This is a genomic window from Streptomyces rimosus, assembly GCF_008704655.1.
GTDB classification, from domain to species: domain Bacteria; phylum Actinomycetota; class Actinomycetes; order Streptomycetales; family Streptomycetaceae; genus Streptomyces; species Streptomyces rimosus.
In genome coordinates, this window is record NZ_CP023688.1 from 5,640,798 (window position 1) to 5,666,925 (window position 26,128).

General features: G+C 71.5%; 26 protein-coding genes, 1 tRNA gene and 1 pseudogene. 14 read left to right on the forward strand and 14 right to left on the reverse strand.

Going from position 1 to position 26,128, the window contains the following annotated elements:
* Nucleotides 1-215: 215 nt before the first annotated feature.
* Nucleotides 216-1,526, forward strand: coding sequence for an SAM-dependent methyltransferase (locus tag CP984_RS24475; RefSeq protein ID WP_003984099.1), 1,311 nt, complete (start codon nt 216-218; stop codon nt 1,524-1,526).
* An 80-nt stretch (nt 1,527-1,606) separates the two neighbouring features.
* Here the strand turns inward: CP984_RS24475 and CP984_RS24480 are convergent, their stop codons facing one another.
* Both CP984_RS24480 and CP984_RS24485 read right to left on the reverse strand, forming a co-directional pair.
* A complete protein-coding gene (locus tag CP984_RS24480; RefSeq protein WP_003984098.1) occupies nt 1,607-4,147 on the reverse strand; it encodes an ABC transporter permease in 2,541 nt (846 codons plus the stop codon).
* 46 nt (nt 4,148-4,193) lie between these two features.
* A complete protein-coding gene (locus CP984_RS24485) occupies nt 4,194-4,973 on the reverse strand; it encodes an ABC transporter ATP-binding protein (RefSeq protein WP_003984096.1) in 780 nt (259 codons plus the stop codon).
* A gap of 426 nt (nt 4,974-5,399) precedes the next feature.
* Between CP984_RS24485 and CP984_RS24490 the strand changes: the two genes are divergently transcribed.
* A tRNA-Leu gene (locus CP984_RS24490) sits at nt 5,400-5,481 on the forward strand.
* Nucleotides 5,482-5,557: 76 nt separating this feature from the next.
* Here CP984_RS24490 and CP984_RS24495 read toward each other — a convergent pair.
* Nucleotides 5,558-6,046, reverse strand: a complete 489-nt coding sequence (locus tag CP984_RS24495) for an STAS domain-containing protein (protein ID WP_003984095.1) — start codon at nt 6,044-6,046, stop codon at nt 5,558-5,560.
* A gap of 350 nt (nt 6,047-6,396) precedes the next feature.
* Here CP984_RS24495 and CP984_RS24500 point away from each other — a divergent pair, with 350 nt between their 5' ends.
* From CP984_RS24500 to CP984_RS24520, 5 genes are all read left to right on the forward strand, one after another.
* Nucleotides 6,397-6,687, forward strand: coding sequence for a hypothetical protein (locus CP984_RS24500; protein ID WP_003984094.1), 291 nt, complete (start codon nt 6,397-6,399; stop codon nt 6,685-6,687).
* A 361-nt stretch (nt 6,688-7,048) separates the two neighbouring features.
* A complete protein-coding gene (locus CP984_RS24505; RefSeq protein ID WP_003984093.1) occupies nt 7,049-7,450 on the forward strand; it encodes a rodlin in 402 nt (133 codons plus the stop codon).
* A gap of 281 nt (nt 7,451-7,731) precedes the next feature.
* Complete coding sequence (locus CP984_RS24510) at nt 7,732-7,965, forward strand: chaplin (RefSeq protein ID WP_030181264.1); 234 nt, start codon at nt 7,732-7,734, stop codon at nt 7,963-7,965.
* Between the two features lie 235 nt (nt 7,966-8,200).
* Nucleotides 8,201-8,509, forward strand: a complete 309-nt coding sequence (locus CP984_RS24515; protein WP_003984091.1) for a hypothetical protein — start codon at nt 8,201-8,203, stop codon at nt 8,507-8,509.
* A gap of 207 nt (nt 8,510-8,716) precedes the next feature.
* Nucleotides 8,717-9,118 (forward strand): rodlin, encoded by a 402-nt coding sequence (locus CP984_RS24520; RefSeq protein ID WP_003984090.1) that lies wholly within the window; start codon nt 8,717-8,719, stop codon nt 9,116-9,118.
* 98 nt (nt 9,119-9,216) lie between these two features.
* Here CP984_RS24520 and CP984_RS41435 read toward each other — a convergent pair whose 3' ends face one another.
* Nucleotides 9,217-9,363, reverse strand: coding sequence for a hypothetical protein (locus tag CP984_RS41435; RefSeq protein WP_156100300.1), 147 nt, complete (start codon nt 9,361-9,363; stop codon nt 9,217-9,219).
* A 237-nt stretch (nt 9,364-9,600) separates the two neighbouring features.
* On the opposite strand from CP984_RS41435, the gene CP984_RS24525 reads away from it, so the two are divergent.
* Nucleotides 9,601-9,999: a rodlin gene (locus tag CP984_RS24525; protein WP_003984089.1), complete on the forward strand. Its 399-nt coding sequence runs from the start codon at nt 9,601-9,603 to the stop codon at nt 9,997-9,999.
* Nucleotides 10,000-10,261: 262 nt separating this feature from the next.
* Nucleotides 10,262-11,122 (forward strand): Bax inhibitor-1/YccA family protein, encoded by an 861-nt coding sequence (locus CP984_RS24530; protein ID WP_003984088.1) that lies wholly within the window; start codon nt 10,262-10,264, stop codon nt 11,120-11,122.
* Between the two features lie 103 nt (nt 11,123-11,225).
* Here CP984_RS24530 and CP984_RS24535 read toward each other — a convergent pair whose 3' ends face one another.
* The gene (locus tag CP984_RS24535; protein WP_003984087.1) at nt 11,226-11,453 is read right to left on the reverse strand and encodes a DUF4287 domain-containing protein; all 228 of its coding nucleotides are present in this window, start codon (nt 11,451-11,453) and stop codon (nt 11,226-11,228) included.
* Nucleotides 11,454-11,551: 98 nt separating this feature from the next.
* Here CP984_RS24535 and CP984_RS24540 point away from each other — a divergent pair, with 98 nt between their 5' ends.
* Nucleotides 11,552-11,866, forward strand: a complete 315-nt coding sequence (locus CP984_RS24540; RefSeq protein WP_030181258.1) for a hypothetical protein — start codon at nt 11,552-11,554, stop codon at nt 11,864-11,866.
* Nucleotides 11,867-11,959: 93 nt separating this feature from the next.
* Here CP984_RS24540 and CP984_RS24545 read toward each other — a convergent pair whose 3' ends face one another.
* The 3 genes from CP984_RS24545 to CP984_RS24555 form a co-directional block, all read right to left on the reverse strand.
* Complete coding sequence (locus CP984_RS24545; protein ID WP_003984085.1) at nt 11,960-12,868, reverse strand: hypothetical protein; 909 nt, start codon at nt 12,866-12,868, stop codon at nt 11,960-11,962.
* 380 nt (nt 12,869-13,248) lie between these two features.
* Nucleotides 13,249-14,469, reverse strand: a complete 1,221-nt coding sequence (locus CP984_RS24550) for an acetyl-CoA C-acetyltransferase (RefSeq protein WP_003984082.1) — start codon at nt 14,467-14,469, stop codon at nt 13,249-13,251.
* Between the two features lie 151 nt (nt 14,470-14,620).
* The gene (locus CP984_RS24555) at nt 14,621-15,652 is read right to left on the reverse strand and encodes an SGNH/GDSL hydrolase family protein (protein ID WP_003984081.1); all 1,032 of its coding nucleotides are present in this window, start codon (nt 15,650-15,652) and stop codon (nt 14,621-14,623) included.
* A 241-nt stretch (nt 15,653-15,893) separates the two neighbouring features.
* On the opposite strand from CP984_RS24555, the gene CP984_RS24560 reads away from it, so the two are divergent.
* Nucleotides 15,894-17,285, forward strand: a complete 1,392-nt coding sequence (locus CP984_RS24560; RefSeq protein WP_003984080.1) for a cystathionine beta-synthase — start codon at nt 15,894-15,896, stop codon at nt 17,283-17,285.
* 336 nt (nt 17,286-17,621) lie between these two features.
* On the opposite strand, the gene CP984_RS24565 is transcribed toward CP984_RS24560, so the two are convergent.
* The 4 genes from CP984_RS24565 to CP984_RS24580 all read right to left on the reverse strand — a co-directional run bounded on the left by CP984_RS24565 (nt 17,622) and on the right by CP984_RS24580 (nt 21,059).
* Nucleotides 17,622-18,047 carry a hypothetical protein gene (locus CP984_RS24565; RefSeq protein ID WP_003984079.1) on the reverse strand — a complete coding sequence of 142 codons (426 nt, stop codon included), beginning with the start codon at nt 18,045-18,047 and terminating at the stop codon, nt 17,622-17,624.
* 9 nt (nt 18,048-18,056) lie between these two features.
* Nucleotides 18,057-19,499: a purine-cytosine permease family protein gene (locus CP984_RS24570; protein ID WP_003984078.1), complete on the reverse strand. Its 1,443-nt coding sequence runs from the start codon at nt 19,497-19,499 to the stop codon at nt 18,057-18,059.
* A gap of 61 nt (nt 19,500-19,560) precedes the next feature.
* Nucleotides 19,561-20,148 (reverse strand): cysteine dioxygenase, encoded by a 588-nt coding sequence (locus CP984_RS24575; RefSeq protein WP_003984077.1) that lies wholly within the window; start codon nt 20,146-20,148, stop codon nt 19,561-19,563.
* A 14-nt stretch (nt 20,149-20,162) separates the two neighbouring features.
* Nucleotides 20,163-21,059 (reverse strand): amidohydrolase family protein, encoded by an 897-nt coding sequence (locus CP984_RS24580; protein WP_003984076.1) that lies wholly within the window; start codon nt 21,057-21,059, stop codon nt 20,163-20,165.
* Nucleotides 21,060-21,261: 202 nt separating this feature from the next.
* On the opposite strand from CP984_RS24580, the gene CP984_RS24585 reads away from it, so the two are divergent.
* Entirely contained in the window at nt 21,262-22,278 is a 1,017-nt protein-coding gene (locus CP984_RS24585; RefSeq protein ID WP_003984075.1) for a LacI family DNA-binding transcriptional regulator, read from the forward strand.
* A 22-nt stretch (nt 22,279-22,300) separates the two neighbouring features.
* Here the strand turns inward: CP984_RS24585 and CP984_RS24590 are convergent, their stop codons facing one another.
* On the reverse strand, nt 22,301-22,762 hold the full coding sequence (locus tag CP984_RS24590; RefSeq protein WP_043979185.1) for a hypothetical protein: 462 nt from the start codon (nt 22,760-22,762) through the stop codon (nt 22,301-22,303).
* A 225-nt stretch (nt 22,763-22,987) separates the two neighbouring features.
* Here CP984_RS24590 and CP984_RS24595 point away from each other — a divergent pair, with 225 nt between their 5' ends.
* Nucleotides 22,988-23,719, forward strand: a complete 732-nt coding sequence (locus CP984_RS24595; RefSeq protein WP_030181250.1) for a S1 family peptidase — start codon at nt 22,988-22,990, stop codon at nt 23,717-23,719.
* A 30-nt stretch (nt 23,720-23,749) separates the two neighbouring features.
* On the opposite strand, the gene CP984_RS24600 is transcribed toward CP984_RS24595, so the two are convergent.
* The gene (locus CP984_RS24600) at nt 23,750-25,297 is read right to left on the reverse strand and encodes an alpha/beta hydrolase (RefSeq protein ID WP_030181247.1); all 1,548 of its coding nucleotides are present in this window, start codon (nt 25,295-25,297) and stop codon (nt 23,750-23,752) included.
* Between the two features lie 237 nt (nt 25,298-25,534).
* Here CP984_RS24600 and CP984_RS42185 point away from each other — a divergent pair.
* Nucleotides 25,535-26,016, forward strand: a pseudogene (locus CP984_RS42185) (aromatic amino acid lyase); the annotation flags it as partial.
* Between the last annotated feature and the right edge of the window lie 112 nt (nt 26,017-26,128).

Below are 26,128 nucleotides of genomic sequence, written 5' to 3' on the forward strand. Positions count from 1 at the left end.
GGGTGACGCCGTCCGGCGCGCGTCACCCCGCACACCACCGCCGAAGGGGCGGCTGCCATCCGTGGTGCGGCCGCCCCTTCGGCGTATTCGTTGTGGCGCCCCGCGGCCGTTTTGCTGTTCCCTTACGAACGAGCGGGACTACCAGGGCTCCCGAACGGCGTTTACGTGGTGGGTGAAACTTCTTCGCCCTTCCCGTCAACACGGAGGTGTGCGACATGGCCGACGCCGCTGGACGGCTCTCCCGGCTCGCCGAGGAGGTGCTGGGAGCCCCGCTCCCGGTCCGCATCCGCGCCTGGGACCGCAGCGAGTACGGCCCGCCGGGCGCCCCCGTCCTGGTCATACGCAACCGCCGTGCCCTGCGCCGCCTCCTGTTCAAGCCGGGCGAGTTGGGCCTTGCGCGCGCTTGGGTGGCCGGTGACATCGACGTAGAGGGCGATCTGTACGAGGCCCTGGACCTGTTGTCGGGGCTGATCTGGGAACGCGGTACGGCGGCCGAGAAGCCCCGGCGTGCCGCCGCCCTGCGCGCGCTGGCCAAGCCGGAGGTCCGTGCCGCCGCCCGCGAGCTGGTGACGCTGGCGGGCCTCCCCGTACCGCCCAAGCCGCCCGCCGAAGAGGCCCCCAAGAGCCACGGCCCGCTGCACACCCTGCGCCGGGACAAGGAAGCCATCAGCCACCACTACGACGTGGGCAACGACTTCTACGAGCTGGTGCTCGGCCCGTCGATGGTCTACTCGTGCGCGTACTGGGAGAGCCCGGACGCCACCCTGGAGGAGGCCCAGCGCGACAAGCTGGACCTGATCTGCCGCAAGCTGCGCCTGGAGGAGGGGCAGCGGCTGCTGGACGTGGGCTGCGGCTGGGGCTCGATGGCTCTGCACGCCGCCCGCGAGTACGGCGTGCGGGTCGTCGGCATCACCCTCTCCGAGGAGCAGGCCGCCTACGGACGCAAGCGCGTCGCCGAGGCCGGCCTCGCGGACCGTATCGAGATCCGCGTCCAGGACTACCGCGAGGTCCACGACGAGCCGTTCGACGCGATCTCCTCGATCGGCATGGCCGAGCACGTCGGCCGCGCCCGCTACGCCGAGTACGCCGCCGACCTGTACGCGCTGCTCAAGCCCGGCGGGCGGCTGCTCAACCACCAGATCGCCCGCCGCCCGCTGGCGGACGAGGACGCCTACCACGTGGACGAGTTCATCGACCGCTACGTCTTCCCGGACGGCGAGCTGGCCCCGGTCGGCCGCACCGTCGGGCAGCTGGAGGACGCCGGGTTCGAGGTGCGCGACGTGGAGGCGATCCGCGAGCACTACGCGCTGACGCTGCGTGCCTGGGTGGCCAACCTGGAGGCGCGCTGGAAGGAAGCGGTACGCCTGACGACGCCGGGCCGGGCCCGGGTGTGGCGGCTGTACATGGCCGCCTCCGCGCTGTCCTTCGAGCGCAACAAGATAGGGGTCAACCAGGTCCTGGCCGTCCGCACCCCGGAGTCCGGCACCTCGGGGCTGCCGCTGCGCGCCCGTGAGTGGCGCGGCTGAAGGCAGGGAGCACACGGAAGGGCCCCGGGCCCGGGCCGCGCGCTGCGGTCCGGGCCCGGGGCCCTTCGTACGGGTGCCGGTTACTCGGCCTTGATCGCCGCCAGCATGTTCAGCTTCGCGGCCCGCCGGGCCGGCCACAGCGCGGCCAGCATGCCGACCACGGCGGCGAGCGCCAGGAAGACGCCCAGCCGGCCCCACGGCAGCACCAGCTCGTACGTGGCCATCGAGGAGCCGATCAGCTCACCGGCCGCCCAGCCGAAGAAGACGCCCAGACCGATGCCGAGGACCCCGCCGAACAGCGCGATGACCAGCGACTCCAGTCGCACCATCCGCTTGATGCCGGACCGGTCCAGGCCGATCGCCCGCAGCATGCCGATCTCCTGCTGCCGCTCGAAGACCGACATGGCCAGGGTGTTGACCACGCCGAGCACCGCGACGACCACGGCCATGGCGAGCAGCCCGTAGAGCATGTTCAGCATCAGGTTGATCATCTGCGCGATGCCCTCGGACACGTCCTTCTTGTCCTGCACGGAGATCGCCGGGTTCTTGCCGAGCGTCTCGACCAGGGAGTCCTTGGTGGTCTCGGACGCGCCGCCCTTCGTCTTGACCAGCACCCGCATATCGGCGGGCTTCTTCTGGTGCGGGGTCAGCACGGAGGTGTCGACCATGATCCCGTGGAGCATGTCGTTGCCCTCGAAGACACCGGAGACGGTGAGCCGCCCCTTCCTGCCGTCCTCGAAGGTCGTCGCGAAGGACGAGCCGACCTGCCAGCCGTTCCGCTTGGCGGTGCCGCTGTCGACGACCGCCCGGTTCGCCTTCGGGGTGCCGAGCCCGTCGAGGGAGCCCGCGGTGAACTTCAGGTTCGTCAGCTCGCCGATCGCCTTGCCGTCGACCCCGGTCAGGGACTCCGTCTCGCCGCCGATCCGGGCGGCGGCGCTGCGCAGCGGGCTGGAGGCGGTGACCTCGGGGTCGGCCGCCAGCTTCTTCGCCACGTCGGGGGAGAGCGGGCCCATGGTGGCCATGCCGACGACGTAGTCCGCCTTCAGGGCGTCCGTCGCCATCTTGTCGACGCCCTTCTGGACGCTGCCCGCGATCACGGTCAGGCCGGTGACCAGGGTGAGGCCGATCATCAGGGCGGAGGCCGTGGCGGCCGTACGGCGCGGGTTGCGCACCGCGTTCTGCCGGGCCAGCTTGCCCGAGATGCCGAAGGCGCGCAGGACGGGCGCGGCGGCCGCGATCAGCGGGCGGGACAGCAGCGGGGTCAGGACGAAGACGCCGATCAGGAGCAGTCCGGCGCCGAGCGCCATCAGGCCCTTGCCGTCGGCGCCGATCGCGGTGGCGCCCAGCACACAGGCGATGCCCGCGGCGGCGAGGACCGCGCCGATGGCGTTGCGTACCACCAGGGACTTGGTGGTGGCCGCGGCGTGCACGCTGTTCATCGCGGCGACCGGCGGGATCTTCGCGGCCCGGCGGCCCGGCAGCCAGGCGGCGAGCACCGTCACCACGACGCCGACGAGCAGCGAGGTGATGACGGTCGAGGGGGCGACGACCAGCGGGCCGTCCGGGACGCTGCCGAGGGCGCCGGTCAGCGCGCGCAGCCCGGCGCCGATGCCGATACCGGCCAGCAGGCCCGTGACGGCGGCGACCGCGCCGACCACGAACGCCTCGATGAGCACCGAGCGGGTGACCTGGCGGCGGCTGGCGCCGACCGCGCGCATCAGGGCCAGTTCCTTGGTGCGCTGGGCGACCAGCATGGTGAAGGTGTTGGCGATGATGAAGATGCCGACGAAGAGCGCGATGCCGGCGAAGACCAGCAGGCCGGTCTTCATGCCGTCCATGCTCTTGGCGATCATCTCGGCCTGGTCGTCGGCCATCTTCTTGCCGGTGACGGACTCGGCGGTGTCCGGCAGCACCTTGTCGACCGCCGACTTCAGCGCGTCCTGGGACGTGCCGGGTGCGGCCTTCACGTCGATCTCGCTGAACTCGCCGGGCTCGGCGAACAGCTTCTGCGCCGTCGCGGTGTCGAACAGCGCGAGGCTGCCGCCCGCGGCGACCGCGCCGTCGTCCGTGGTGAAGATGCCGGAGACCTTCATCTCGCGGACCGGCCCGTCGACGGACAGCCGTACGGTGTCGCCGACCTTGTAACCGGTCTGCTCGGCGGTCCCGGAGTCCAGGGCGACCTGGCCCGGCCCCTTGGGGGCGGTGCCGGACGTGATCGGGAAGCGGGCGTCCTTGCCGTCCGGGCCGGGGTAGTAGTTGCGGCCCTTCGAGCCGGCGCCGTTGCCGGCGAGCTTGCCGCTCTTGTCGGCGATGGCGGTGAAGCCCTCGACGGTGCCGGTGGCGCCGGCCGCGCCGGGGACCTTGCCGGCCCGGTCGAGCAGCGCCTGGCTCAGCCCGGGGGCCTTGCCCGGATTGGCGTCGGCGGCGTCCGAGCGGTGTGGCTGGACGGCCACGTCCACGCCGTCGAAGCCCTTCTGGGAGCTCTTCTGCGTGGCGTCGGAGAGGGTGGAGGTGAAGACCAGGGTGCCGGAGACGAAGGCCACGCCGAGCATGACGGCGAGGACGGTCATCAGCAGCCGGGCCTTGTGCGCGAGCACATTGCGCACGGCGGTACGGAACATCGTCAGTCCTGTGGGAGAAGGGCGGTGGACGGGCTGCGGGTACCGGTCAGCTGACCCGGCCCCTGGCGTCGAAGCCCTTCATGCGTTCCAGCACCCGGTCGGCGGTCGGGTCGGCCATGTCGTCCACGATCCGGCCGTCGGCAAGGAAGATCACGCGGTCCGCGTAGGCCGCCGCCACCGGGTCGTGGGTCACCATCACCACGGTCTGGCCCAGTTCCCGTACGGAGTTGCGCAGAAAGCCCAGGACCTCGGCGCCGGAGCGGGAGTCGAGGTTGCCGGTGGGCTCGTCGGCGAAGATGATCTCGGGCCGCGAGGCCAGCGCGCGGGCCACCGCGACGCGCTGCTGCTGGCCGCCGGACAGCTGGCTGGGACGGTGCTTGAGGCGCCCGGACAGACCGACGGTCTCGACGACGCGGTCCAGCCACTGCCGGTCTGGCTTGCGCCCGGCGATGTCCATCGGCAGCGTGATGTTCTCCAGCGCGGTCAGCGTGGGCAGCAGGTTGAACGCCTGGAAGATGAAGCCGATCTTGTCGCGGCGCAGCCGGGTCAGGTGCTTGTCCTTCAGGCCGTTCAGCTCGGTGTCGCCGATCAGGGCCGAGCCGCGGGATATCGCGTCCAGTCCGGCCATGCAGTGCATGAGGGTGGACTTGCCGGAGCCGGAGGGGCCCATGATCGCGGTGAACTCCGCCTGGCGGAACTCGACCGACACCTGGTCCAGCGCGACGACCTGGGTCTCGCCCTGTCCGTAGACCTTGGTGAGATCCGTGGCGCGTGCGGCCACCGTGGTGCGGGTGGCGGTGGGAACGCCGGTGCGGGGGCTGGTCACGGGAAAGGACTCCTGTCGAACGTCGGAACCGTCGGGGCCGGTGGAACGCGGCCCCTTCCATCGTGGGGGAGGCCCCGGTACGGCAACGTCAGCCCGTGAGCCGGTCCTGGGGGAGCCCTGCGGGGTATCCGAACGGCCCTTCGGTCATCCCTGGGTATGACGGCGACCCTGAGGCGAAGGGCGCGGGAAGGGCGCTCGCGGGGGCGCGCGCACGGCATCGAGTTTCCGTCAATCCGGACCCGGCCGGGAGCAGGCGCCGGAACGGCGAGGGTGGGCCGCAGGCATGTGCCGAAGGCCCGTACCAACCGCTGATGACCCCTCAGTTGCCAATAAAATAAGACAACCTCGGGAAGACGGCCCCCTGTTCAGACGGTACTGCGGGCTAGGCTCGTGCTGCCCCCTTTGAGGTGGCATGGGGGATCCCAGGCCCGGATGGTGGAATGCAGACACGGCGAGCTTAAACCTCGCTGGCCTTCGGGCCGTGCCGGTTCAAGTCCGGCTCCGGGCACAGCACATGGCCGCCGGTGCCGCGGACCGGCCCGCCCGGCGAGCGGTCCCGGCCGGCTCCCGTCCCGGCCGTCGCGCTACGGCTGTTCCCGATCGTACGACCGGTGCGCGTCCCCGTCACCGGTCTTGACGTCATCGCCGTCACCGGTGTCCCGGCCGTCCCCGTCCGCGGGCCCGCCGCCGGGCGGCCAGACCGGGCGGACCTCGGCCGGTACGGCGGCCAGCGCGTGGCCGACGGTGGGGAAGCAGGCCAGCGCCTCCACGGCCCGGGTGACCAGGAGGACGTGCAGGACGCGGACGCCCAGGGAGGCGAGCAGCAGCCGCCCGTTCATCCGCCGGCACAGCCAGTCCAGGGCGAGCAGGCAGTTCAGGCCGCGGGAGTCGCAGAACCGCAGCGCGGTCAGGTCCAGCACCAGGAACCGGTGCCCGGCCGCGATCACCGCCCCGGACTCGTCCAGGAACTGCCGCTCGGCGTGCACGTCCAGTTCCCCGGCCACCCGGAGCACCGCGCACTCCTGGGCGTCGACGACCGTGGTGATCGTCAAGCGCCGCTTGCCTTGGGACATCGCTCCTCCACGTGTGCGCCCGGACGGGCCGGACTCCCGGGGCGCATCCCCGCTACCGCCCAGTGTGCCGGGCGGGCCGTCCCGGCCCGCGGCGCCGGGTCCCCGGTACGGCGCGTGTGCCGCCCGGCCGCCGTCGGCGCCGGTCCGGGCGCCGGGCGGGGCCGCATTCGGCGCACCCCGAGAATGCGCGCGGCCCTGGATAGCGCAAGCATTTCCCGTGGGGAAACGCTGGTGCTGCAAATGGTCGCACTTCGGACCCGAACAGATATATCACATGGCAGTGCGTGTTCGATCGGATGCGGCCGCGGTAGACATCCCGTGTCACATTTCTGCGCACGAGGAGAGAAAGCATGCGCAAGTTCATCGGTCGTACCGCCGGCTCGGTCGCCATCGCGGCCCTTGCCATCGTTCCGCTCTCGGGCATGGCCTCCGCAGCGTCCTGGGACGACGCACCGCGCCACACCTCCGGCAGCAACTGCGCTGCCAAGTACGGCAAGTTCCACTGTGACCGCGTGCACAAGGAGCACAACGAGTACAACGACAACAAGGCGTACACGTACAACGACAACGACACGTACAAGTTCAAGTACAAGAAGAACGTCACCAAGGTCGGCCTGGCGATCGGCAACGTCGAGCAGTGAACCGGCCCCGGCAGGACGGGCGGCACCGCGTGCCGCCGGTCCGCTGAGACCTCGAAAGGCCCCGCGGCGCGCGGGGCCTTTCTCTGTGCGGCACTCTGTGTGCGGCCGAATTATGACAGCCGGTCCGGGAAAAGGCGCGGCGGGTGCCACGGTGGCGGTTTCGTTCATTTACGCGATGACGAGTGTCCGCGACCGGCGCCCGGACTTTCGAATGCCCGGCGCATCGGCCGGCCGCGTGGCAGTGCGGTGATATGTGTCTACGGTTTCGTGGCATTCGGGTGAACCGGCGAAACTGAACTGGCGGACGCGAGTTGTCCAGGACGCTCCGGAAACGGGCACTCCGCTTCGAGAAGGGTGAATCGTGATCAAGAAGTTCCTGGCCACGACGGCCGTAGCTGCGTCCATCGTCGGCGTCTCGGCCATGGCGGCTCCGCAGGCCATGGCGGTCGGTGACGGACGCGGAACGTCGACCGCCAACGGCAACGGCGCGGGGCAGGCTTTCGGTAACTCCGACACCGAGGGCGACATGTCCCCGCAGCTGAGCCTGATCCAAGGCACGCTCAACAAGCCCTGCCTCGGCATCCCGATCACGAACGTGCAGAACATCGTGGCCCTGGTCAACATCGGCGTACAGGACATCCTGTCCTCCGACCAGAACCAGCAGTGTGTCGAGAACTCGACCGAGTCGCAGGGCGACCAGGCGCTGTCGCACATCATCGACAAGCTGCCGCTGCTGTCCGAGAACGGCGTCAACAACAGCTGAGCCGGAGTGCCGTAAAAGGCCCGGGACGTCGGTTCTCTCCTCCTGATCGGCTCGGGCCTTTGCGCTTTGTGAAAAGCGCGCAGTTCTCGCACCCCACTCTTCTGTTCTGAACCGCGCTGAACCATACGGGCGATTCCTCGTGAAAATCTATTCCACGGGAGTTTCGTTGGCGCGGACGAATCGTTACACATATTGGTAGCGGTGTTACGGGCAATCCTGAGGGCGCCCGTGCGGCACGAAGGACGTGACCGTTTCAGACTCCGCTGCGGAAAGGGCTGAAAGTGAAGTACGCGAAGGTTGCCGCAGTCGCTGCTGGAACGCTCATGGCGGTCGGGGCCGCCACCCCGGCGTTCGCCGATGCGGGTACCTCGGGCGCCGCGCAGAACTCCCCCGGCGTTCTCTCCGGCAACGTCCTGCAGGTCCCGATCCACATCCCGATCAACCTCTGCGGGAACTCGATCGACATCATCGGGCTGCTGAACCCGGCGTTCGGCAACACCTGCGTCAACGACTGACGTATCGCGTCGGACGGGTAGCAGAGCATGGAGCGAAAGGCCCCGGCGCGCCAGCCAAGCGTGCCGGGGCCGGTCGCGTTCGAGGGGGCCGGGAAGCGGCGAAACGGTTGGGTTTCTCTTTCGGGCCGAAATCGTTGAAAACCAGAAGGGCGGTGGTCCGGGCAATGCCGGAAAGGTCGCGCGGCACATTGGGTTGCGATTGCCGAAAGCGCCGCTCAGGAAAGGACAGCGGAAAGTGAAGTACGCGAAGACTGCCGCGTTTTTGGCCGGTTCCGCCATGGCTCTGGGAGCGGCGTCCCCTGTTTTCGCCGGACCCCCGCGCCAGGGGCCGAGTTTCAGCATCAACGGTGGGATTGCGGAAGCTCTGAAGAACAAGCAGCTGGACGGCCGGCAGCTCGACCCGGTGGTAAGGACGGTCGAGGAGACTTCCAGCGACCTCCAGGATTCCCCCGCCACGCGGAAGCTGGTGCACGCCGTCGGGGATGTCGCCCAGAAGACACCGGGGCTCAAGGGTGTCGAGGTGGCCAGGGGGTCCGGAAAGTAGCCCGTTCCACGATTTGCTGCCGGTCGCGGCCGAATTCTCGGGGCGGCACGGTCAGTAAGGGACGAGCCGCTGTGCCGGCCGGTGGCACAGCTGTTCCCCTCAGTTGTGCACCACATCATTTGAGTGATGGAGCAAAACCAAGCCCGGCACACCGAGTTGTTCATACTGCCCCGGGTAAAGAGCATCCCGAAACGCGAAGGATCACACATGATCAAGAAGGCGCTGGCAACAGTAGCCACGGCTGCTTCTGTCGTAGGTATCGCGGCCGCCGCCGCCCCAGAGGCATCGGCGGTCGGTGACGCCCGTAAAATCGGCACCTACAACGGCAACGGTGCGGCCCAGGTGTACGGCAACATGTCCACGATGGGGAACATGAGCCCGCAGTTCGCGCTCATCCAGGGCTCGTTCAACAAGCCCTGTATCGCGCTGCCGGTCCAGGACGTGCAGAACCTCGTGTCTCTGGTCAATATCGGTGTGCAGGACATCCTGTCCTCGGACCAGACCCAGACGTGTGTCGAGAACTCGTCCCAGGTCCAGGGCGACGGGCCGCTGTCGCACCTCATCGACAAGCTTCCCATCCTCTCCGTCAACGGCACCAACAACGAGTGACGGACACCGCCGCCGCGTGAACGGCGCGAGGGCCCGCAATGCCGCCGGCCGGCAGCGCGGGCCCTTTTCCTGTGCCGCCGCCGGTGGCCGCACCACGGTCAGCCGGTCTCGTCCGGCTTCTCCAGCAACGCCCGGCGCAGGCTCATCAGGGCCTCGAAATCAGCGAGCCGGGCAAAGCGGCCGAGCAGAGTGTCGACGCCGGCATCGTCGCCGCGGCGCACCGCATCGACGATTTCCTCTTGCACGCGAGTCGCGTCCCTCGGGGCTGGCATACGGAAATCTTTGTCCTTTCGTTGTCCGGCGGGCCTGGGAATCGTCCCCGCCCGGTGCCGCCGAAAGCCACCCGGAAGAGTGGGACAGCGGCCCGGGAACTGGAATGTCGATCTGTTCGGGTGATGATGCGCAACTTTCCCGGCCGTGGCGGGTTGTTGCTTACAGGGCTCCCTTCGTCATGGGAGTTCATTTCCTGAAGGGGTTTCGAGATGAACAAGATGATGGCGGGCGTGGCGGTTGCCGCGTCTCTGGTCGGTATCTCCGCGGCGGCGGCTCCGCAGGCCATGGCAGTGGGCGACGGCCGTGACACGGGGACGGCCAACGGCAACCACTCGGCCCAGTCGTTCGGCAACAACCGGACCGAGGGCGACATGAGCCCGAGTGCCACGCTCATCGGCAACTCGCTGAACAAGCTGTGCATCGGTATCCCGATCACGAACGTGCAGAACATCGTGGCGCTGGTCAACATCGGTGTGCAGGACATCCTGTCCTCGGACCAGAACCAGCAGTGTGTCGAGAACTCGACCGAGAGCCAGCAGGACCAGGCACTGTCGCACATCATCGACAAGCTGCCGCTGCTCTCCCAGAACGGCACCAACAACGAGTGACCCGTCACCGGCGGCCGGCCACCGGCCGCCGAAATCCGTTGAGGGACCGCACGCCGCCCGCGTACGGTCCCTCGACGGCGTCCGGGCACCTTCCCGGCCTCCCGTACGTCCTACAGGCGAAAGATCCACCGGCGCGCATCGTTCCCGGGCAGGATTGACCACCGGCGGTAGGGGTGAAGATCCTGCTGAAGAACTAGAACGCGCTTTTGCCAAGCCATTACCCTTGTGGGAAGGCCGCGCACGGCGGCCATGGAGGAGTGAGATGAGGAGCAGCAACCCGGTCTTCTCGCGACGGGGGTTCAGCCGCGACAACAACGGCTACGCCGGCTTCAACGCGCCGCCGCAGGCCGGGGGCCCCGCAGCGAACCCCTACGCCGGAACGAACCCGTACGCCCAGCCCGGCAACCCCTACGCCCAGGACGCCGCACAGGCCACCCAGGCGCCGTCGTACGCGCCGCAGACCGGCCGGATGACCATGGACGACGTCGTGCTGCGTACCGGCATGACGCTCGGCACGGTCATCGCGGGTGCGGCCGTCGGCTGGATCTTCCTGACCAAGAGCCTCGGCTTCGCCGTCGGCGCCGGTCTGATCGCGATGGTGCTGGGCTTCGTCCAGTCCTTCAAGCGCAAGCCGTCGCCGGCCCTGATCCTGACGTACGCGGCCTTCGAGGGCATCTTCCTCGGGGCGCTCAGCGGCGCGATCAACGACATCCCGAAGCTCAGCGGCGCGCCGATGCAGGCGGTGATGGGCACCATGGCGGTCTTCGTCGCCATGCTCGTCGCCTACAAGACCCGCATCGTGCGGGTCACCGCGCGCTTCACGCGCTATCTGCTCATCGCGATGCTCGGCTTCGTGCTGCTGTCGATGGTCAACATGCTGTTCATGGTCTTCGGCGGCGGTGACGGCCTCGGCTTCCGCAGCGGCGGCCTGGGCATCCTGTTCGGCGTCGTCGGCGTGGTGCTCGGCGCGCTGTGCCTGGCCCTGGACTTCAAGCAGATCGAGGACGGCATCGCGTACGGCGCTCCGCGCGAGGAGTCCTGGCTGGCCGCGTTCGGCCTGACGGTGACCCTGGTGTGGATCTACACCGAGCTGCTGCGGCTGATCTCGATCCTGCGGGACTGACGCGGCGGCGCCGGGCGACCGTGCCCGGCGCCCGGTGCACGGACCTGACGAAGGGCCCGCGGGGAACTCCCCGCGGGCCCTTCGGCGTTCCGGGCGGGCACGGCTACAGCTTGCGCGCTGCGCGCCTGAGGTCGTATTCGTGGACGATCGCCTTGGCGTGCCCGTAGGCGAGGTTGTGCTCGCCCCGGAGCCAGCTGACCTTCTCCTCGAAGCGGAAGAGAGCGGGGCCTTCGTCTACCGTGCGAAGCCAGTCGGAGACTTCGCGACCGGTGCAATGGGGGATACGGGAGAGCAGGTTCCGGTGGGTCTCTTCGGAGAAGAGTTGAGACATCGGCGCCTCCGGACGCGTTCGATGCTGGTCCTTCAGCCCACCGTGCCTGACCGTTCGGGTGTTGGCAACCACCCGGGAGTGGCGCATAAGCTCGGGCTGTGCTTGACGTGACGCCTTTGCAGACCGCTGTGGACGCCCTCGCCGACCGCCTGCGGGCGCTGCCGCAGAGCACTCTGGCGCGCGGTTCGGCGGCCGAAGCGCTGGCCCTCGCCCGCGAGTTGGCGGACCGGGCGCAGCGCCTGGAAAGCCCCCGGCGGGAACCGTACGAGCTCCCGGACGCGGGCATGTTCGCGGTCGGCGACCAAGTGGCGGTGGCCGGGCACGACTTGGTGGAGGCGGTGCGCGCCGCGGGCGACGAGCGGGCGCTCACGGCGGCGGTAGCGCTGGTGCGGGAGGCCGCGGTGCGCTGCTGAGGTCCCCGGGGAACGGCCGCTTCCGGCCGGATATCCGGCGGCAAGCGAGGATTCTGGGCGGGACACGAGGGTCCCGCGGGCGCGTGACGGCTCTCAGAGGGACGCGATGACGCGGTCCGCGAGGATGTAGACGCTGTCGGTGGTGGCGGGGCCCCAGGAGAAGGTCAGGGCGTAGGCGCCGGAGACGCCGGAGCCGCCCAGCAGGACCGGGACGCTGCCCTCGCTCAGTGCCGTGGCGACGCGCTCGGCGGTCTCCCGGTGCCCGGGCGTCATGCAGATCGTGGTGCCGTCGGCGAAGACGTACACATCGAGGGTGCCCAGCGGGCCGGGGCGGACGTCCGCGAGCGGGGTGCGGTCGCGGGCCAGCTCCTCCAGGCGGTTGACGGTGCGCTCGTGGTCGCCGATGGCGGGGGACGGGGTGAAGTCCGGGTGCGAGGGGTGGCGCCGGCGCGCGGCGGCCAGCTCGGCGGACTCGGCCTCCTCGACCGTCTCGCTCTCCAGCGCGTCCACCGGTTCCAGGGCCGGGCCGTCGGCGGCGTACAGCGCGTCCGGGCCGAGCAGCGGCTCCAGCCCGGCCAGGTCCGCCTGCCGGGGCAGGAAGAACGGGTCGTCCAGCCGCTCGTGCGGGTCGAGGTGGTCGGTGCCGCCGTCCAGCGGGCCCAGCAGGGACGGGGCGTCCGCGGCGTCCCTGGCCTCCTGGGCGGCCCAGAAGGCGCGGGCCTCGGCCAGTTCGCGCTCCCGCTCCTCGGCGAGCGCGTCGGCGACGGCGGCGCGTATGTCGGCGAGTGCGTGCTCGGCGGCCGGGGCGGGGCGGGCGGCGGGGATGCTCGCGGCGGCGGCCTGCGCCCGGGCCTCGGAGCGGGTCTCGGCGTGCGCGGCGAGCAGTTCGGCGCGCAGCCCGGCGACCTGGCGGCGCAGCGCGTGGGCGGTGTGCAGGGCAGCCGCTCCCAGGGTCACGGCGACGGCCGCGGCCAGCAGCAGGGCAAGAGTGATGGCGCTCACTGACGTACTCCCATTAGCAGAATGTCCCCCGACTTCCTACATCAGGCTGCCGGTCGTCGGCGACCGGTCCCAGTGGCGGAGGGCCTGAGCAGAACGGGGATTTGGACCTGGTGCGTTCGAGTGACACCGCGCTGACCTGCGGGGACACCGCGCCTTGGGGGGTTTGGTCACAATCCATGGGGAGATTTGATCGCGATCTCGTCACCTGGTGAGCCAGGTCACCGACGGTCGCTCTGCGTGCGTCAGTTGGGACGCAGGGTACGGGGGAGGCGTGTCTGGGGGACGGGTGCGGCGTACGGGGCGCGACGGGCGCCGCGCACGGGGGACGGCACCCGTCGGCGTACGGGCATCCGCCCCGTACGCCGACGGTCTCGCGGGGGTCAGCTCAGGCGCTCGATGACCATCGCCATGCCCTGGCCGCCGCCCACGCACATCGTCTCCAGGCCGAACTGCTTGTCGTGCCACTGGAGGGAGTTGATCAGCGTGGTGGTGATGCGGGCGCCGGTCATGCCGAAGGGGTGGCCGACGGCGATCGCGCCGCCGTTGACGTTCAGCCGGTCCAGGTCGATGCCGAGGTCCCGGTACGAGGGGATCACCTGGGCGGCGAACGCCTCGTTGATCTCCACCAGGTCGATGTCGGAGATGCCCAGGCCCGCGCGCTTGAGGGCCTGCTTGGACGCCTCGACCGGGCCGAGCCCCATGATCTCCGGCGACAGGCCGCTGACGCCGGTGGAGACGATCCGGGCGAGCGGGGTCAGGCCCAGCTCGCGGGCCTTGGTGTCGGACATGATGACGAGGGCGGCGGCGCCGTCGTTGAGCGGGCAGCAGTTGCCGGCCGTCACCAGGCCGTCGGGGCGGAAGACCGGCTTGAGGCCCTGGACGCCTTCGAGGGTGACGCCCGCGCGCGGGCCGTCGTCCTGGCCGACCACCGTGCCGTCGGGCGTGGTCACCGGCGTGATCTCGCGCTCCCAGAAGCCGTCCTTGATCGCCTGCTCGGCGAGGTTCTGGGACCGCACGCCGAACTCGTCCATGTCCTGGCGGGTGATGCCCTTGGCGCGGGCCAGGTTCTCGGCGGTCTGCCCCATCGCGATGTACGGGTCGGGCAGCAGGCCGTCCTCGCGCGGGTCGTGCCAGCCGGCGCCCTCCTGCTCGGCGCGGGCGGCGGTGCGCGCCTCGGCGTCGGCGAACAGCGGGTTGTGGGTCTCGGGCAGCCCGTCCGAGGTGCCCTTCACGGAGCGCGAGACGGTCTCGACGCCGGCCGAGATGAACACATCGCCCTCGCCGGCCTTGATGGCGTGCAGCGCCATCCGGGTCGTCTGGAGGGAGGAGGAGCAGTAGCGGGTGACCGTACAGCCGGGCAGGTGGTCCATGCCCATCTGCACGGCGACGATACGGCCCAGGTTGTGGCCCTGCTCGCCGCCCGGCAGACCGCAGCCGAGCATCAGGTCGTCGATGTCCTTCGGGTCCAGCGCGGGGACCTTGGCGAGCGCGGCCTTGATGATCTCGGCCGTCAGGTCGTCCGGACGCACGTCCTTCAGGGAGCCCTTGAAGGCGCGGCCGATCGGGGAACGGGCGGCGGACACGATCACGGCTTCGGGCATGACGGCTCCTGGGGAAGACGGGCGGACGGGCAGGACTGTGGGGGAAGTTACCCGGCCGTAAGGCGGAGGTCACGCAGTCGGCGTTGTGAGACGGGACTCTTTTCTAAGCGGGTGCTTATCGGGGTGGGCGTCCGCGCTCCGGCGGCCCGGATCAGTCGCCCTGCCGCGCGCGGCCCGTCGCGTCCGCCGCCTCCGTGGGCTCCGGGGGCGGGATCTGCCGCCGGCGCCGGTGCTTGAGCAGGGCCCACGGCGTGCGGGTCGGGGTGACTTCCGTACCGCCTTCGTCGGCGGCCTGGGCGGCGGCCTCGGCGACCGGGAGGATGCCCTCGCGGCGGTGCGCCTCCGGGCGCTCCTCCTCGGGCCACAGGCCGAGTGCGGCGCAGAGGGTGGGCAGCACGGCCATCGCGGCGGTGGCGTAGCCCTCGGCGGAGGGGTGGTAGTTGTCGGGGCCGAACAGTTCGCGCGGGTGGGCCTCGAACTCCGGGCCCAGCAGGTCGCCGAGGGAGACGGTACGGGCGCCGTGCGCCACCACGCCGATGGTCTGCGCGGCGGCGAGCTGCCGGGACAGGCGGCGCGCGACCCAGCGCAGCGGCTGGTAGACCGGCTCGATGGTGCCCAGGTCGGGGCAGGTGCCGACGACCACGGCGCAGCCGGCCTCGCGCAGCCGCCGCACCGCATCGGACAGCAGCCGCACGGAGCGGGCGAGCGGCATGCGGTGGGTGACGTCATTGGCGCCGATCATGATGACGGCGACGTCGGGAGCGGGCTCCGGCCCCTCCAGAAGGAGCGTGACCTGCCGGTCGAGGTCGTCGGACTGGGCGCCGGGCAGCGCCACGTTGCGCAGGTCCACCGGCAGCTCCGCGACCGCGGCGAGGCCGGAGGCGAGCAGGGCCCCCGGCGTCTGGCGGGGGCGGTGCACGCCCTGGCCCGCGGCTGTGGAGTCGCCGAGGAAGCCCAGCCGCAGCGGCGGCCGGTCGGTGCGGTGGGCGAAGGCGGAGCCGTAGCGGCCGTCGGCGCCGGGCGGGACGGCGCTGGAGCCGCCGACCGTGCGGCGGGCGAGGCGGACCTCGGTCAGCAGCAGGCCGACACCGGCCACGCCGAGCAGACCGATCCCGCCGCCGCCCACCGCGGCGGCGGCGGCGATCCGCCGTGCCACCCTCGCCCTGGACATCGTCATCGGCATAAGGCCGGGCACCTCCCCGTGCAGTGCGTTCGAAAACGTGTGGTGACTGTGGATGGGTGGAGCCGGCCCGGAGCCGGACGCGCGGCCCGTACAGGATGTCCGTAGCGGCCGGAACAAGAAGCGGTACAACAAGGTGGTGCCCCGTCGGGCGGCCCGCGCAACGCACGGCGCCGTCCCGGGAGCGGGCAATAGGCTGGTCGGATGGGCGCAGGACAGCGCGCCCCCGACAGCGGAGACCACCGTGCAGTTTTACGAATCCATGATCGAGCTCGTCGGCGACACCCCGCTGGTGAAGCTCAACAACGTCACCCGAGGAATCCAGGCCACCGTCCTGGTGAAGGTCGAGTACTTCAACCCGGGCGGGTCCGTGAAGGACCGGATCGCGGTGCGGATGATCGAGGCCGCCGAGCAGTCCGGCGAGCTGAAGCCGGGCGGCACCATTGTCGAGCCGACCTCGGGGAACACCGGGGTGGGCCTGGCGATCGTGGCCCAGCAGAAGGGCTACAAGTGCATCTTCGTCTGCCCGGACAAGGTGTCCACCGACAAGATCAACGTGCTGCGCGCGTACGGCGCCGAGGTCGTGGTCTGCCCGACCGCGGTGGACCCCGAGCACCCGGACTCGTACTACAACGTCTCGGACCGGCTGGTCCGTGAGACCCCGGGCGCCTGGAAGCCGGACCAGTACAGCAACCCGAACAACCCGCGTTCGCACTATGAGACGACCGGTCCCGAGCTGTGGGAACAGACCGAGGGGAAAATCACTCACTTCGTCGCGGGCGTCGGCACCGGCGGCACCATCAGCGGCACCGGCCGGTACCTGAAGGAGGCCAGCGAAGGCCGGGTCAAGGTCGTCGGCGCCGACCCGGAGGGCTCCGTCTACAGCGGCGGCTCGGGCCGCCCGTACCTCATCGAGGGCGTCGGTGAGGACTTCTGGCCGAGCGCCTACGACCGTACGGTCGCGGACGAGATCGTGGCGGTCTCCGACAAGGACGCCTTCCAGATGACCCGGCGGCTGGCCAAGGAGGAGGGCCTGCTGGTCGGCGGCTCCTGCGGCATGGCGGTCGTGGCGGGCCTGGAGGTCGCCAAGAAGCTCGGCCCGGACGACGTGGTCGTCGTCCTGCTGCCGGACAGCGGCCGCGGCTACCTCAGCAAGATCTTCAACGACGAGTGGATGGCGGACTACGGCTTCCTGGAGGACGCCGGTCCCGCGGCGCGCGTCAGTGACGTGCTGCGGTACAAGGAGGGCGCACTGCCCTCGCTGGTCCACATGCACCCGGAGGAGACCGTCGGCGAGGCCATCGACGTGCTGCGGGAGTACGGCGTCTCGCAGATGCCGATCGTCAAGCCGGGCGCCGGGCACCCGGACGTGATGGCGGCGGAGGTCGTCGGCTCGGTCGTGGAGCGGGAGCTGCTGGACGCGCTGTTCGCGCAGCGCGCGTCGCTCGGCGACCCGCTGGAGAAGCACATGTGCCCGCCGCTGCCGCAGGTCGGCTCGGGCGAGCCGGTCGGTGACCTGATGGCGGTCCTGGAGAAGGCGGACGCGGCGATCGTGCTCGTCGAGGGCAAGCCGAAGGGCGTCGTCAGCCGGCAGGACCTGCTGGCGTTCCTGGCGCGGGAGGCGAAGCAGGGCTAGCACCCGTAGGCGGCGGGGTTCGTCCGCGGGGTCGCTCCGCGCCGAGGACAGCCGGCGTCAAGCGACCGTCAGGAAACGTCCGGCCGCCGCAAGGTGTACGTATGCGTCACGCGCCCGCAGCACGGACTTAACACTGAGCGGGCACATTGGTGACGGTGGCGATACGGACTTCCGGAGCGGCTCCCGGACCTTCCGAAGATCGCCCGGACGCGCACAGCCGGCCCTGACCCGGCCCGCGTCCCCCGCGGGGACCGCCGTCGTCCCGCCCTCGGCCACCGGCCGGGGTGCGGCGGTCCCCGCGCCACCACCGCGCCCGTACGAGGACCGGCTTCCTGTCTACTCCCAGCCGTCCCCGTCCTGTTCGGCGTTCTGGCGGGAGCGCTTGAAGAAGCCGGACGCGTGCACCGCGTTGACGCCGACGATGCCGGCCCAGCTGACGATCAGCCCGGTCAGGCCCGCGTTCACCGCGCTGATCGCGGACAGCGGGACCGCGAGGACCAGCGAGACCGTCGCGAAGCCGAAGCGCTCCGCATAGCCGCTGCCGCCACCGCCGGGCGCCGCGCGCGCCCTGGGCGGCTGCGCACCGCGCGCGACCTGCATCTGCTGCTCGGCGAACTGCCGGCGCACCCGCTGGTCGACCGTCGTGTCGAGCTTCTCCAGGAAGGACTCGACCAGCTCGGACTCGTACTCCGGCCCCAGCTCCTTGCGTGTCTGCAGGGTCGCGTCGAGTTCTTTCCTCAGCTCGGGGTCATGGGTAGCCATGCTGCGAGATTACGGGCGGGGAGCGGGCCGCGCGGTAGGGCTGTCCCCCGTATTCGCGGGGGTGGATTCCGCACCCGCCACCGCGGCGGGCGGCACCCGGCCGGTGTCGCGGCGGGCGACCGCCCAGTACAGGACGGCGGGTACGGCCAGTCCGACGAGCCAGGACACGTCGGCGCCGCCGAGCGGGTCCACCAGCGGGCCGGTGTAGAAGTGCGTGGCGAGGAACGGGAGCTGGGCCAGCACGCCGGCGCCGTACACCGCCAGCGCCCCGCCGTTCCAGGCGCCGTAGCGGCCGGACGGGTCGCTGAGCGCCGGGATGTCGTAGCGCTCCTTCGAGATCAGGTAGTAGTCGACGAGGTTGATCGCCGACCACGGCGTGAAGAAGGTCAGCAGGAACAGCAGGAAGTCCTTGAACGAGGTGAGGAAGGAGTCCTTGCCGAGCAGGGCGACGGCGGTGCCCGCGAGCATGATGCCGGTGACGTACGCGGTGCGGCCGCGCGGCGACAGGGTGGCGCGGCCGCGGAAGCCGCTGACGCCGGTGACCAGCGACATGAAGCCGCCGTAGGTGTTCAGGACGTTGATGGTCAGTTTGCCGAGGGCGATGACGAAGTACAGCGCGGAGGCGGTCAGGCCGGCGCCGCCGAGGGAGACGACGTAGGAGACCTCGTGGCCGGTGAAGGCGGTGGGCGCCGCGGCGGCGGCCAGCGCGCCGAAGGTCATCGACCACTGCGACCCGAGGACCGAGCCGGACAGCGTCCACCAGAAGGTGGCGCGGGTGGAGGTGTCGCGGGGCAGGTAGCGGGAGTAGTCGGCGACGTACGGGCCGATGGCCAGCTGCCAGGAGGCGGACAGCGAGACGGCGAGCAGGAACATCGGGAAGGAGAAGGACCGGTCGTGCAGCAGCGCGGCCAGGTCGGCGCGCTCCAGCAGACGCGCGCCGAGGTAGAGGAAGGCCAGCGCGCACACGATGCTCGCGACCCGGCCCAGCACGTGGATGAGCCGGTAGCCGACCGCCGCGGCGACGGCGGTGACCGCGGCGAAGACGAGGATGCCGAAGGTGCCGCCCAGGTGCGTCAGCTCGCCGACCGCCTGCCCGGCCAGCACCGTGCCGCTGGCGAAGAAGCCGATGTACATGACGATCACCAGCGCCAGCGGCACCACCGCGCCGCGCACTCCGAACTGGGCCCGCGAGGAGATCATCTGCGGCAGGCCCAGCCGCGGTCCCTGCGCGGAGTGCAGGGCCATGACCGCGCCGCCGAGGAGGTTGCCGAGCAGCAGTCCGAGCACCGCCCAGAACGCCCGGGCGCCGAGGACGACGGCCAGCGCACCGGTGACGACCGCGGTGATCTGGAGGTTGGCGCCGAGCCACAGGGTGAACTGGCTGACCGGCGTGCCGTGGCGTTCGGCGTCCGGTACGACGTCGATCGAATGCCGTTCCACCACTGCCGCCATCGGCCGCCCTCCTCGTCCGGCTGTATGAGTTCATGCAGGATCGGCGCGGTTGAATGAGAAATCAATACCCCGGACCGGAAAAGGTGGCGCGGGCGGCACCGGGCTCCAGGGGCCGGAGTTCCTCCGCGTACGAGACGGAGAGGCGGCGCATCAGGCCGTCCTCGGTGATGGCGTACTGGCCGAGCCGCCACAGCGGCGGCGAGTAGGCGTGCAGCGAGACCGTGTCGTCGGTGGCGCCGGTGAGGCGGTGGATGTGGTCCGGACCGAAGCAGATGGAGGCGCCGGAGCCGACGGCGGTGGCCAGATGGGCGCCGCCGATGCGCGGATTGGACTCGGTGAGCACGCCCTGCACCACGCGCACCGCGCCGGACGAGAGGTCGTGGTCGTGCCAGCCGGTGTCGCTGCGCCGCGTCCAGCACAGCAGCCAGACGTCGACGTAGGTGTCGCGGTGGAGGGAGGCGTAGTGCCGCTCGGTGTCGGAGAAGGCGACGTCGCCGCGCCACAGGCCCGGGGCGTCGGCCAGCCGCTCGACGAGGGAGCGCAGTTCGCGCTTGGTGAGGTTGCGGGCGGGGAGGGCGGCGAAGAGGCCGGGGGTGTGGGGGGCGGCGGCGGGGGTGGCCGGGCGGTGGTGCGTACGGGATTCGGGCATTGCGGGCGGGCTCCTTACGCCGGGCCGAGGAGGCGGACCGGGTTGGCGGTGCGCAGGGCGTGCACGGCGGCGGCGCCGAGGCCGGGCACATCCGGCACGGCGTACGGGCGGTCGCTGCCGAAGACCACGGCGTCGATGCCGACGGCGCGGACGACCGTGTCCACGGCACGCGTGCCGTAGGAGGAGGTCTCGTAGAAGACGCCGGGGTCCACGCGTCCGCGGTCCCGGCCGCCGCGCGCCGCCAGCCGCTCGCCGTGCAGCGGGGCGAGGCCCGCGAGGGCGGCGAAGCAGACGCGCAGGTGCGGGTGGCGGGGGCGGCCGAAGGCGCGGAAGGCGAACCAGGCGGCGTGCAGCTGCTGGAGGTAGGGGACGAGGGCGGGCCACCACGGCGGGCTGCCGGGCGGGACCGGTGGCGCGGTTCCGGGGTGGACGAACAGGGGCCGGCCGAGGCGGGCCACGCCGTCGAGCAGCGGCCCGCAGCGCTCCCATCCCGCGGCGTCCGTCAAGGCCGTGGCGGGGAGCTGGAGGCCGGCGCAGCCGCGGCGCAGCAGGCGTACGACGGGTGCGGGATCGGGGACGGGGACGGACAGGCACGGGGAGGCCCAGACCCCGAACGGGGCGGGCAGGGTGAGCGCTTCGTCATGGAAGGCGTCGAGGAGCGGGGCTGCTTCTGCGGGCGGCAGGAATTCGATGCCGAGCGGGCTGGAGAGCGAGATCAGGGCCCGGTCGAGGCCGTCGGCGCGGGCGCGTTCCGTACGGGCGGCGGGGTCGTGGTCGGCGGGGTCGATGGCGTGCGGAGGCTCGCCGGGCAGGTGCAGTGTCCGGCCGTCGAGGAGGGGTGGTGCGGTGCGCGCACGCAGCAGCGCGAGGAACCGCGGCGGCCAGAGGTGCTGGTGGATGTCGGTGGTCACGGGCTCCCTCCGGGAGGGCGCCTGGCCGGACGCCCGCAAATGGCGCCGGAACGAGGGAAGTTAACCGCTTCAGTTACGCGATTGAGTGAAGCGATTAACCCGAATCCGTGTCAAGGGAACGGCGGGGGCGGCCGTGCGCACGGCACGGCGTCCGCGCGGTCCAACACGCCGGGCGAGGCGGCCCCTTGGGTAGGCTTCCGGCATGGCCAGGCCCCGTAAGCGCACCACTCTCCGCGAGGTGGCCGAGGCCACCGGGCTCTCCACCGCCGCCGTCTCCTACGCGCTGCGCGGCACGCATGTCTCCAAGGAGACCGAGGAACGGGTGCGCAAGGCCGCCGCCGAACTCGGCTACGAGGCCGACCCGATCGCCCGCGCCCTGGCCAGCGGCCGGACCAGCATGGTCGGCGTACTGGCCGGCGACCTCCAGGACCTGTGGCAGCAGCAGCTGATGGCGGCGATAGGGCGGGAACTGCTCGCGGGCGACCGCTACGCGCTCATCCTGGACGCGGGCGGCGACCCGCAGCGCGAGCTGGCCCTGGCCAAACAGCTCCGTGACCAGCGCGTGGACGGTCTGCTGGTGTCCCCGGTCGACCCCTCGGCCGCGGGCTGGGCGCAGATCGCCGAAGCGGTGCCGGTGGTGTCCATCGGCGACTCGCTGCGCCGCGCCCGTACGGCGGGTGAGGTGCTCTTCGACAACCGCGCCGGCATCGACGCCGTACTGGAATACCTGACCGGACTGGGCCACCGCCGGATCACGGTCCTGACGCCCACCGGCCCCTCCACCCCGGACCGGCCCGCCGACGTGTACGTACGGGAAGCGGCCGGACGCCTCGGCATCGCGGCCGAAGTGCTCCCGTGCGCCCAGGAACTGGGCGAGGCGACGGCGGTCGCCCGGCGTGTGCTGCGCGACGGCGGCGCGGACGGGGCCTGCTCGACGGCGGTGTTCTGCTTCTCCGACTCGATCGCGTACGGGGTCTACGCGGCGGCGGCCGAGGCGTCGCTGAAGGTCGGCCGGGACGTCTCGGTGGTCGGCTTCGACGACCACCCCGTCTCCCAGGTGCTCACCCCGCCCCTGACGACGCTGGACTGGGGCCTCGCCGGCATCGCCCAGGAAGCGGCGCGGCTGGCCGTCGCGGCGATCGACGGACGGCGGGTACGGCGCAAGCGCATGCTGTGCGCGCCGCGGCTGAGCGAACGGGGCTCGGCCGTACGGGTGTGAGGGGCGGCGGCCGCCGGATGCCTCACGCGGGGACGGCGGTTCGGGCGGGCGCCAGTCCGAGGGCGCGGAAGGTGACGCGCTGGTCGAACCACAGCAGCGCGACCGTCGCGCCACCCATGACAGCCGCGAACAGCAGATGCCCGGCCGCCGAGGCGACCTGGGCGCCGACCGCCCCCAGCAGCGCGTGCGCACCCATCCGGAAGGCGACCAGCCCGAAGGCGATGGCCCGCGTGCGGGAGTTCTTCAACAGCGCCTTTACCAGCTTGATCCGGCGGCGCAGCACGGTCAGCCCGACGACGATGTTGACCGCCGCGAAGGCCAGGATCACCGTCCAGGCACCGGACCACGCGTGACACAGGTCGTAAGCGGCCCCCAGCACCCCCTCGAACGCGAAGAACCACACCGGCAGCGGCTTCACCTTCGCCAGCTCCTCGGCGGAGACCTGCTGCCGCGCGTTCTTCCGAGCCTTCGTGAGGATCTGCATCGCCCGCCCCTTGGTGGTGAAGTACCGCTGTTCTGTGATGTCTCCATCCTGGTGAGGCGCGGGGCGGCGCGGCAGCGTCAAGCGTCCTCGGCAGGGCGGGACAAATGTCATGGGGCGGCTGCACGGCCGGCTTGTTCAGGTCATCCGTCGAGTCTCCGGAACCTTTCGGCCCGGCGGGCTGTCTCACCGTACGGCCCGTGCCCGGTGGAAAAGGAGCTGTTTCGGATGGTGCGTCGTGTTCGTGTGCTGCTGCTGAGCGTCTTATTGCTGGTGGCAGGGTCGGTGGTGGCAGCCGCGCCGGCCTCCGCCGTCATCGGCGGGTCCAAGAGCACCTACGGCCCGTGGGCGGTGCGCATGCTCGTCGACGGCAAACCGGCGTGCACCGGGACGGCGGTCAGCAGCGAGTGGATCCTCAGCGCCTCCCACTGCTTCTACGAGCAGGCGCAGCCGGTCGCCGACAAGCGGATCTCCTTCCGGGTCGGCAGCCTCGACATGCGCAAGGGCACCACGGTCCGCCCGGTGCCCGGCAAGCGCGTGGGAAGCACGGCCGACATGATGCTCATCAAGGTGCAGCCGATGAAGGTCCGTACGGCGCGCCTGGCCACGGCCGGTGTCCATGTCGGCCAGATCGTGCGGCAGTACGGGTGGGGCGCCACCTGCACCGAGGACGAGAACGCCTGCCAGTCTCCCGTGCTCAAGCAGTCCGACCTGCGGGTGGTGCGGCCGGACGACCCCCGGTGCGAGGGCTACACCGCGCCGGGCGGCCCGGACTTCTGCATGGAGAAGGTGTCCGGGATTCCGGCCGGCGGCGACTCCGGTGGCCCGGTGATGAGCATCGCCCCGAGCGGCACCGAAACCCTCCTCGGCGTCTTCAGCGGCTCGGACCGGGAGACGGTCGCCCAGGCCGGCGAGGTCTCCCAGCAGCTCGCCTGGGTCCGCTCGGTCATCCGGCGCTAGTACTGAACGCGCCGGCGGCCCGGCGAAACGTCAGGCCCGCATGGCGGGACAGCTGATGTCGGTGGCCGGGCGTGCGCCGGTGAGCAGGAACGTGGTGGTCAGCGCGTCCCCGCAGGCGCGGTCGTCGCCGTGGTAGGCGCCGTGGCCACCGGCCTCGACGGTGATCATCCGGGCGCGGTCGCCGAAGGCCCGGCGCATGGCGCGGGCGCCGGTGAGCGGGGTGGCCGGGTCGCGGCGGTTCTGGACGAGCAGGACGTTCGACGGTCCGTGCGCGGTGATGCGCACGGGCCGCTCGGCGGGCGGCGCCGGCCAGAAGGAACAGGGCGTGATGTTGACCGGCATGCCGGCGGTCAGCGGGTGGCGCACGCGGTCGGCCGCCACGTCACGGGCGTGCTTCCCGGGTGAACGGGGCCAGGCCACGTCGTTGCAGAGGGTGGCGAGCGAGGCGGCGGCGGTCTGCTGCTGGGCCTCGATGTCCTGCGGGGACGGCACCGGCTGCGCGGGCAGGTCCGGGGCGTGCGGGTCGTCCAGCTTGGCGCGGGCGGCGCGCATCAGCGTGATCAGCCCGTCCATCCGGCTGTCGGAGTAGAGGGCCATCAGCAGGTGCTGGCGCAGGACGTTGCCGTTCAGCTCGGCGGGGTTGGCGTTCGGCCAGGGCAGCGGGGTGCGGTCGAGGCGGGCCGCGAGGTCCAGGAACAGCGGACGGATCTCCTCCGGGCGGTCGGCGAGCCGGTCGGCGCGCGCCGGGTCGGCGGCCCGCGCCGCGAAGTCGGGGAAGCGGTCCTCGGCGCCGACGGCGGAGTTCGCCAGCCAGCCGCGTTCCACCCGGGCCGGGTCGGGGTCGCCGTTGCTGTCCAGCACCCAGTGGTCCGTCCGGTCCGGAAAGAGCTGCGCGTACACCGCACCGGCGTACGCCCCGTATGAGACACCCAGGCCGGACAGCTTGCGCTCGCCCAGGGCCTGCCGGATGCGGTCGATGTCCCGGGCTTCGTCGGCGGTGCTGATGCTGCGCAGCACGGGTCCGCCGTTACGGGCGCAGGCGGCGGCCGTCCGGCGGGCGGCGGCGACGTTGCCGGTGATGGAGCCGTCGGGTGCGGGCCATGCGCGCAGGGTGGTCAAGGACAGGTCGGCGTACGGAAGTCCGCAGCTCACGGGCGAGCTGTGGCCCACGCCGCGCGGGTCGAAGCCGATGATGTCGTACGCGGCGCGCAGGCGTTGCGAGAGCTTCGCGGTGCTGGGCCGGTCCAGCCCCGTACCGCCCGGCCCGCCGGGAATCAGCAGCAGTGCTCCGCGGCGCGATGCCGGGTCCTCGGCCGGAATGCGGGAGACCGCGAGGTCTGTCTGTCTGCCGCCCGGGTCCTTGTGGTCGAGGGGGACTTTCAGCGTCGCGCACTGCTGGGAAGCGGCCTTGGCAGCCGCCGAAGGGCACGGCTGCCAGTCGAGCGAGGTCCGGGGGCGGTCCGGGGATGCCGACGCCGCGGCATCGGGCGGCGCGAGGAACGGCAGAGCCGTGGCGAGAGCGGCGGCAGTGGCCATGACGGAGGCCCCAACGGGGCGGCGGTGCTTGGTGTTTCGCATGGCAACAGCCTGTCCGGACGGAGGCCGGACGCCCAGCGGGGCAGCACCAGGGCCGGGGGTGGGGGGTGCCCCACCTTCCGGTCGTACCGGGTGGCATCCGGAGGACGATCAGCCGGTTGGCGGGTGGCTGCCTCTTGTCGGCCTGTATATCGTCATGCAGAGTCGGGGTGGGTGAATAGATGCCGAGGGAGGGCGGCGCCATGGTGTCCCGGACTCTGGATCAGGGCGGGCGGGGCGGCCGTGCGCCCGGGGGCGCGAGCGTCGTCCCGCCGCCCGCTGAGGCGCCCCTCGGACTTCACCCGGCTGCGCCCGTTCCTCGGGGACCACGCGCCGGCCAGTTCCGGTGTGATGATCCTCGAATACGCGGCCGGGGCCGCCCTCGGCGAACTGCGGGCCGCCTCGCAGCCCGCCTCCCTGGGGCGCGCGGTCCTCTCCCGCGGCGTCGAGGAACAGGCCGGCTTCGCGTCGCTCGCCGCCCGCCAGCCGCCGCCCGCCAGCCGCTGCGCGCCGGCGTCGCCTACCGGCGGGTGCCTGCCTGCGAACTCGCCGCCGCCGTACGGGCGTTGCGGATGCGCTCGCTGGAGCCCGAGCCGGGCGTGCCGGCGGCCCGCGCGTTCGCCGTGGCCGCCGGGGCGCTGGACGCGCGGATGGCGGACCGGCCGCTGACGGCGGACGTGGCGGTGGCGGAAACCCTGCTGGACGGGCCGGCCGCGCTGTGATGCGGGGCCGGAAGCCGCCGGGCGGGGGCGTCGATTACGTACAGTCGGGCGGCGGGACGGCGGGCGCACGGCGCGTGCCGCCCCGCACGACCAGCAACGACACGAAGGCCGG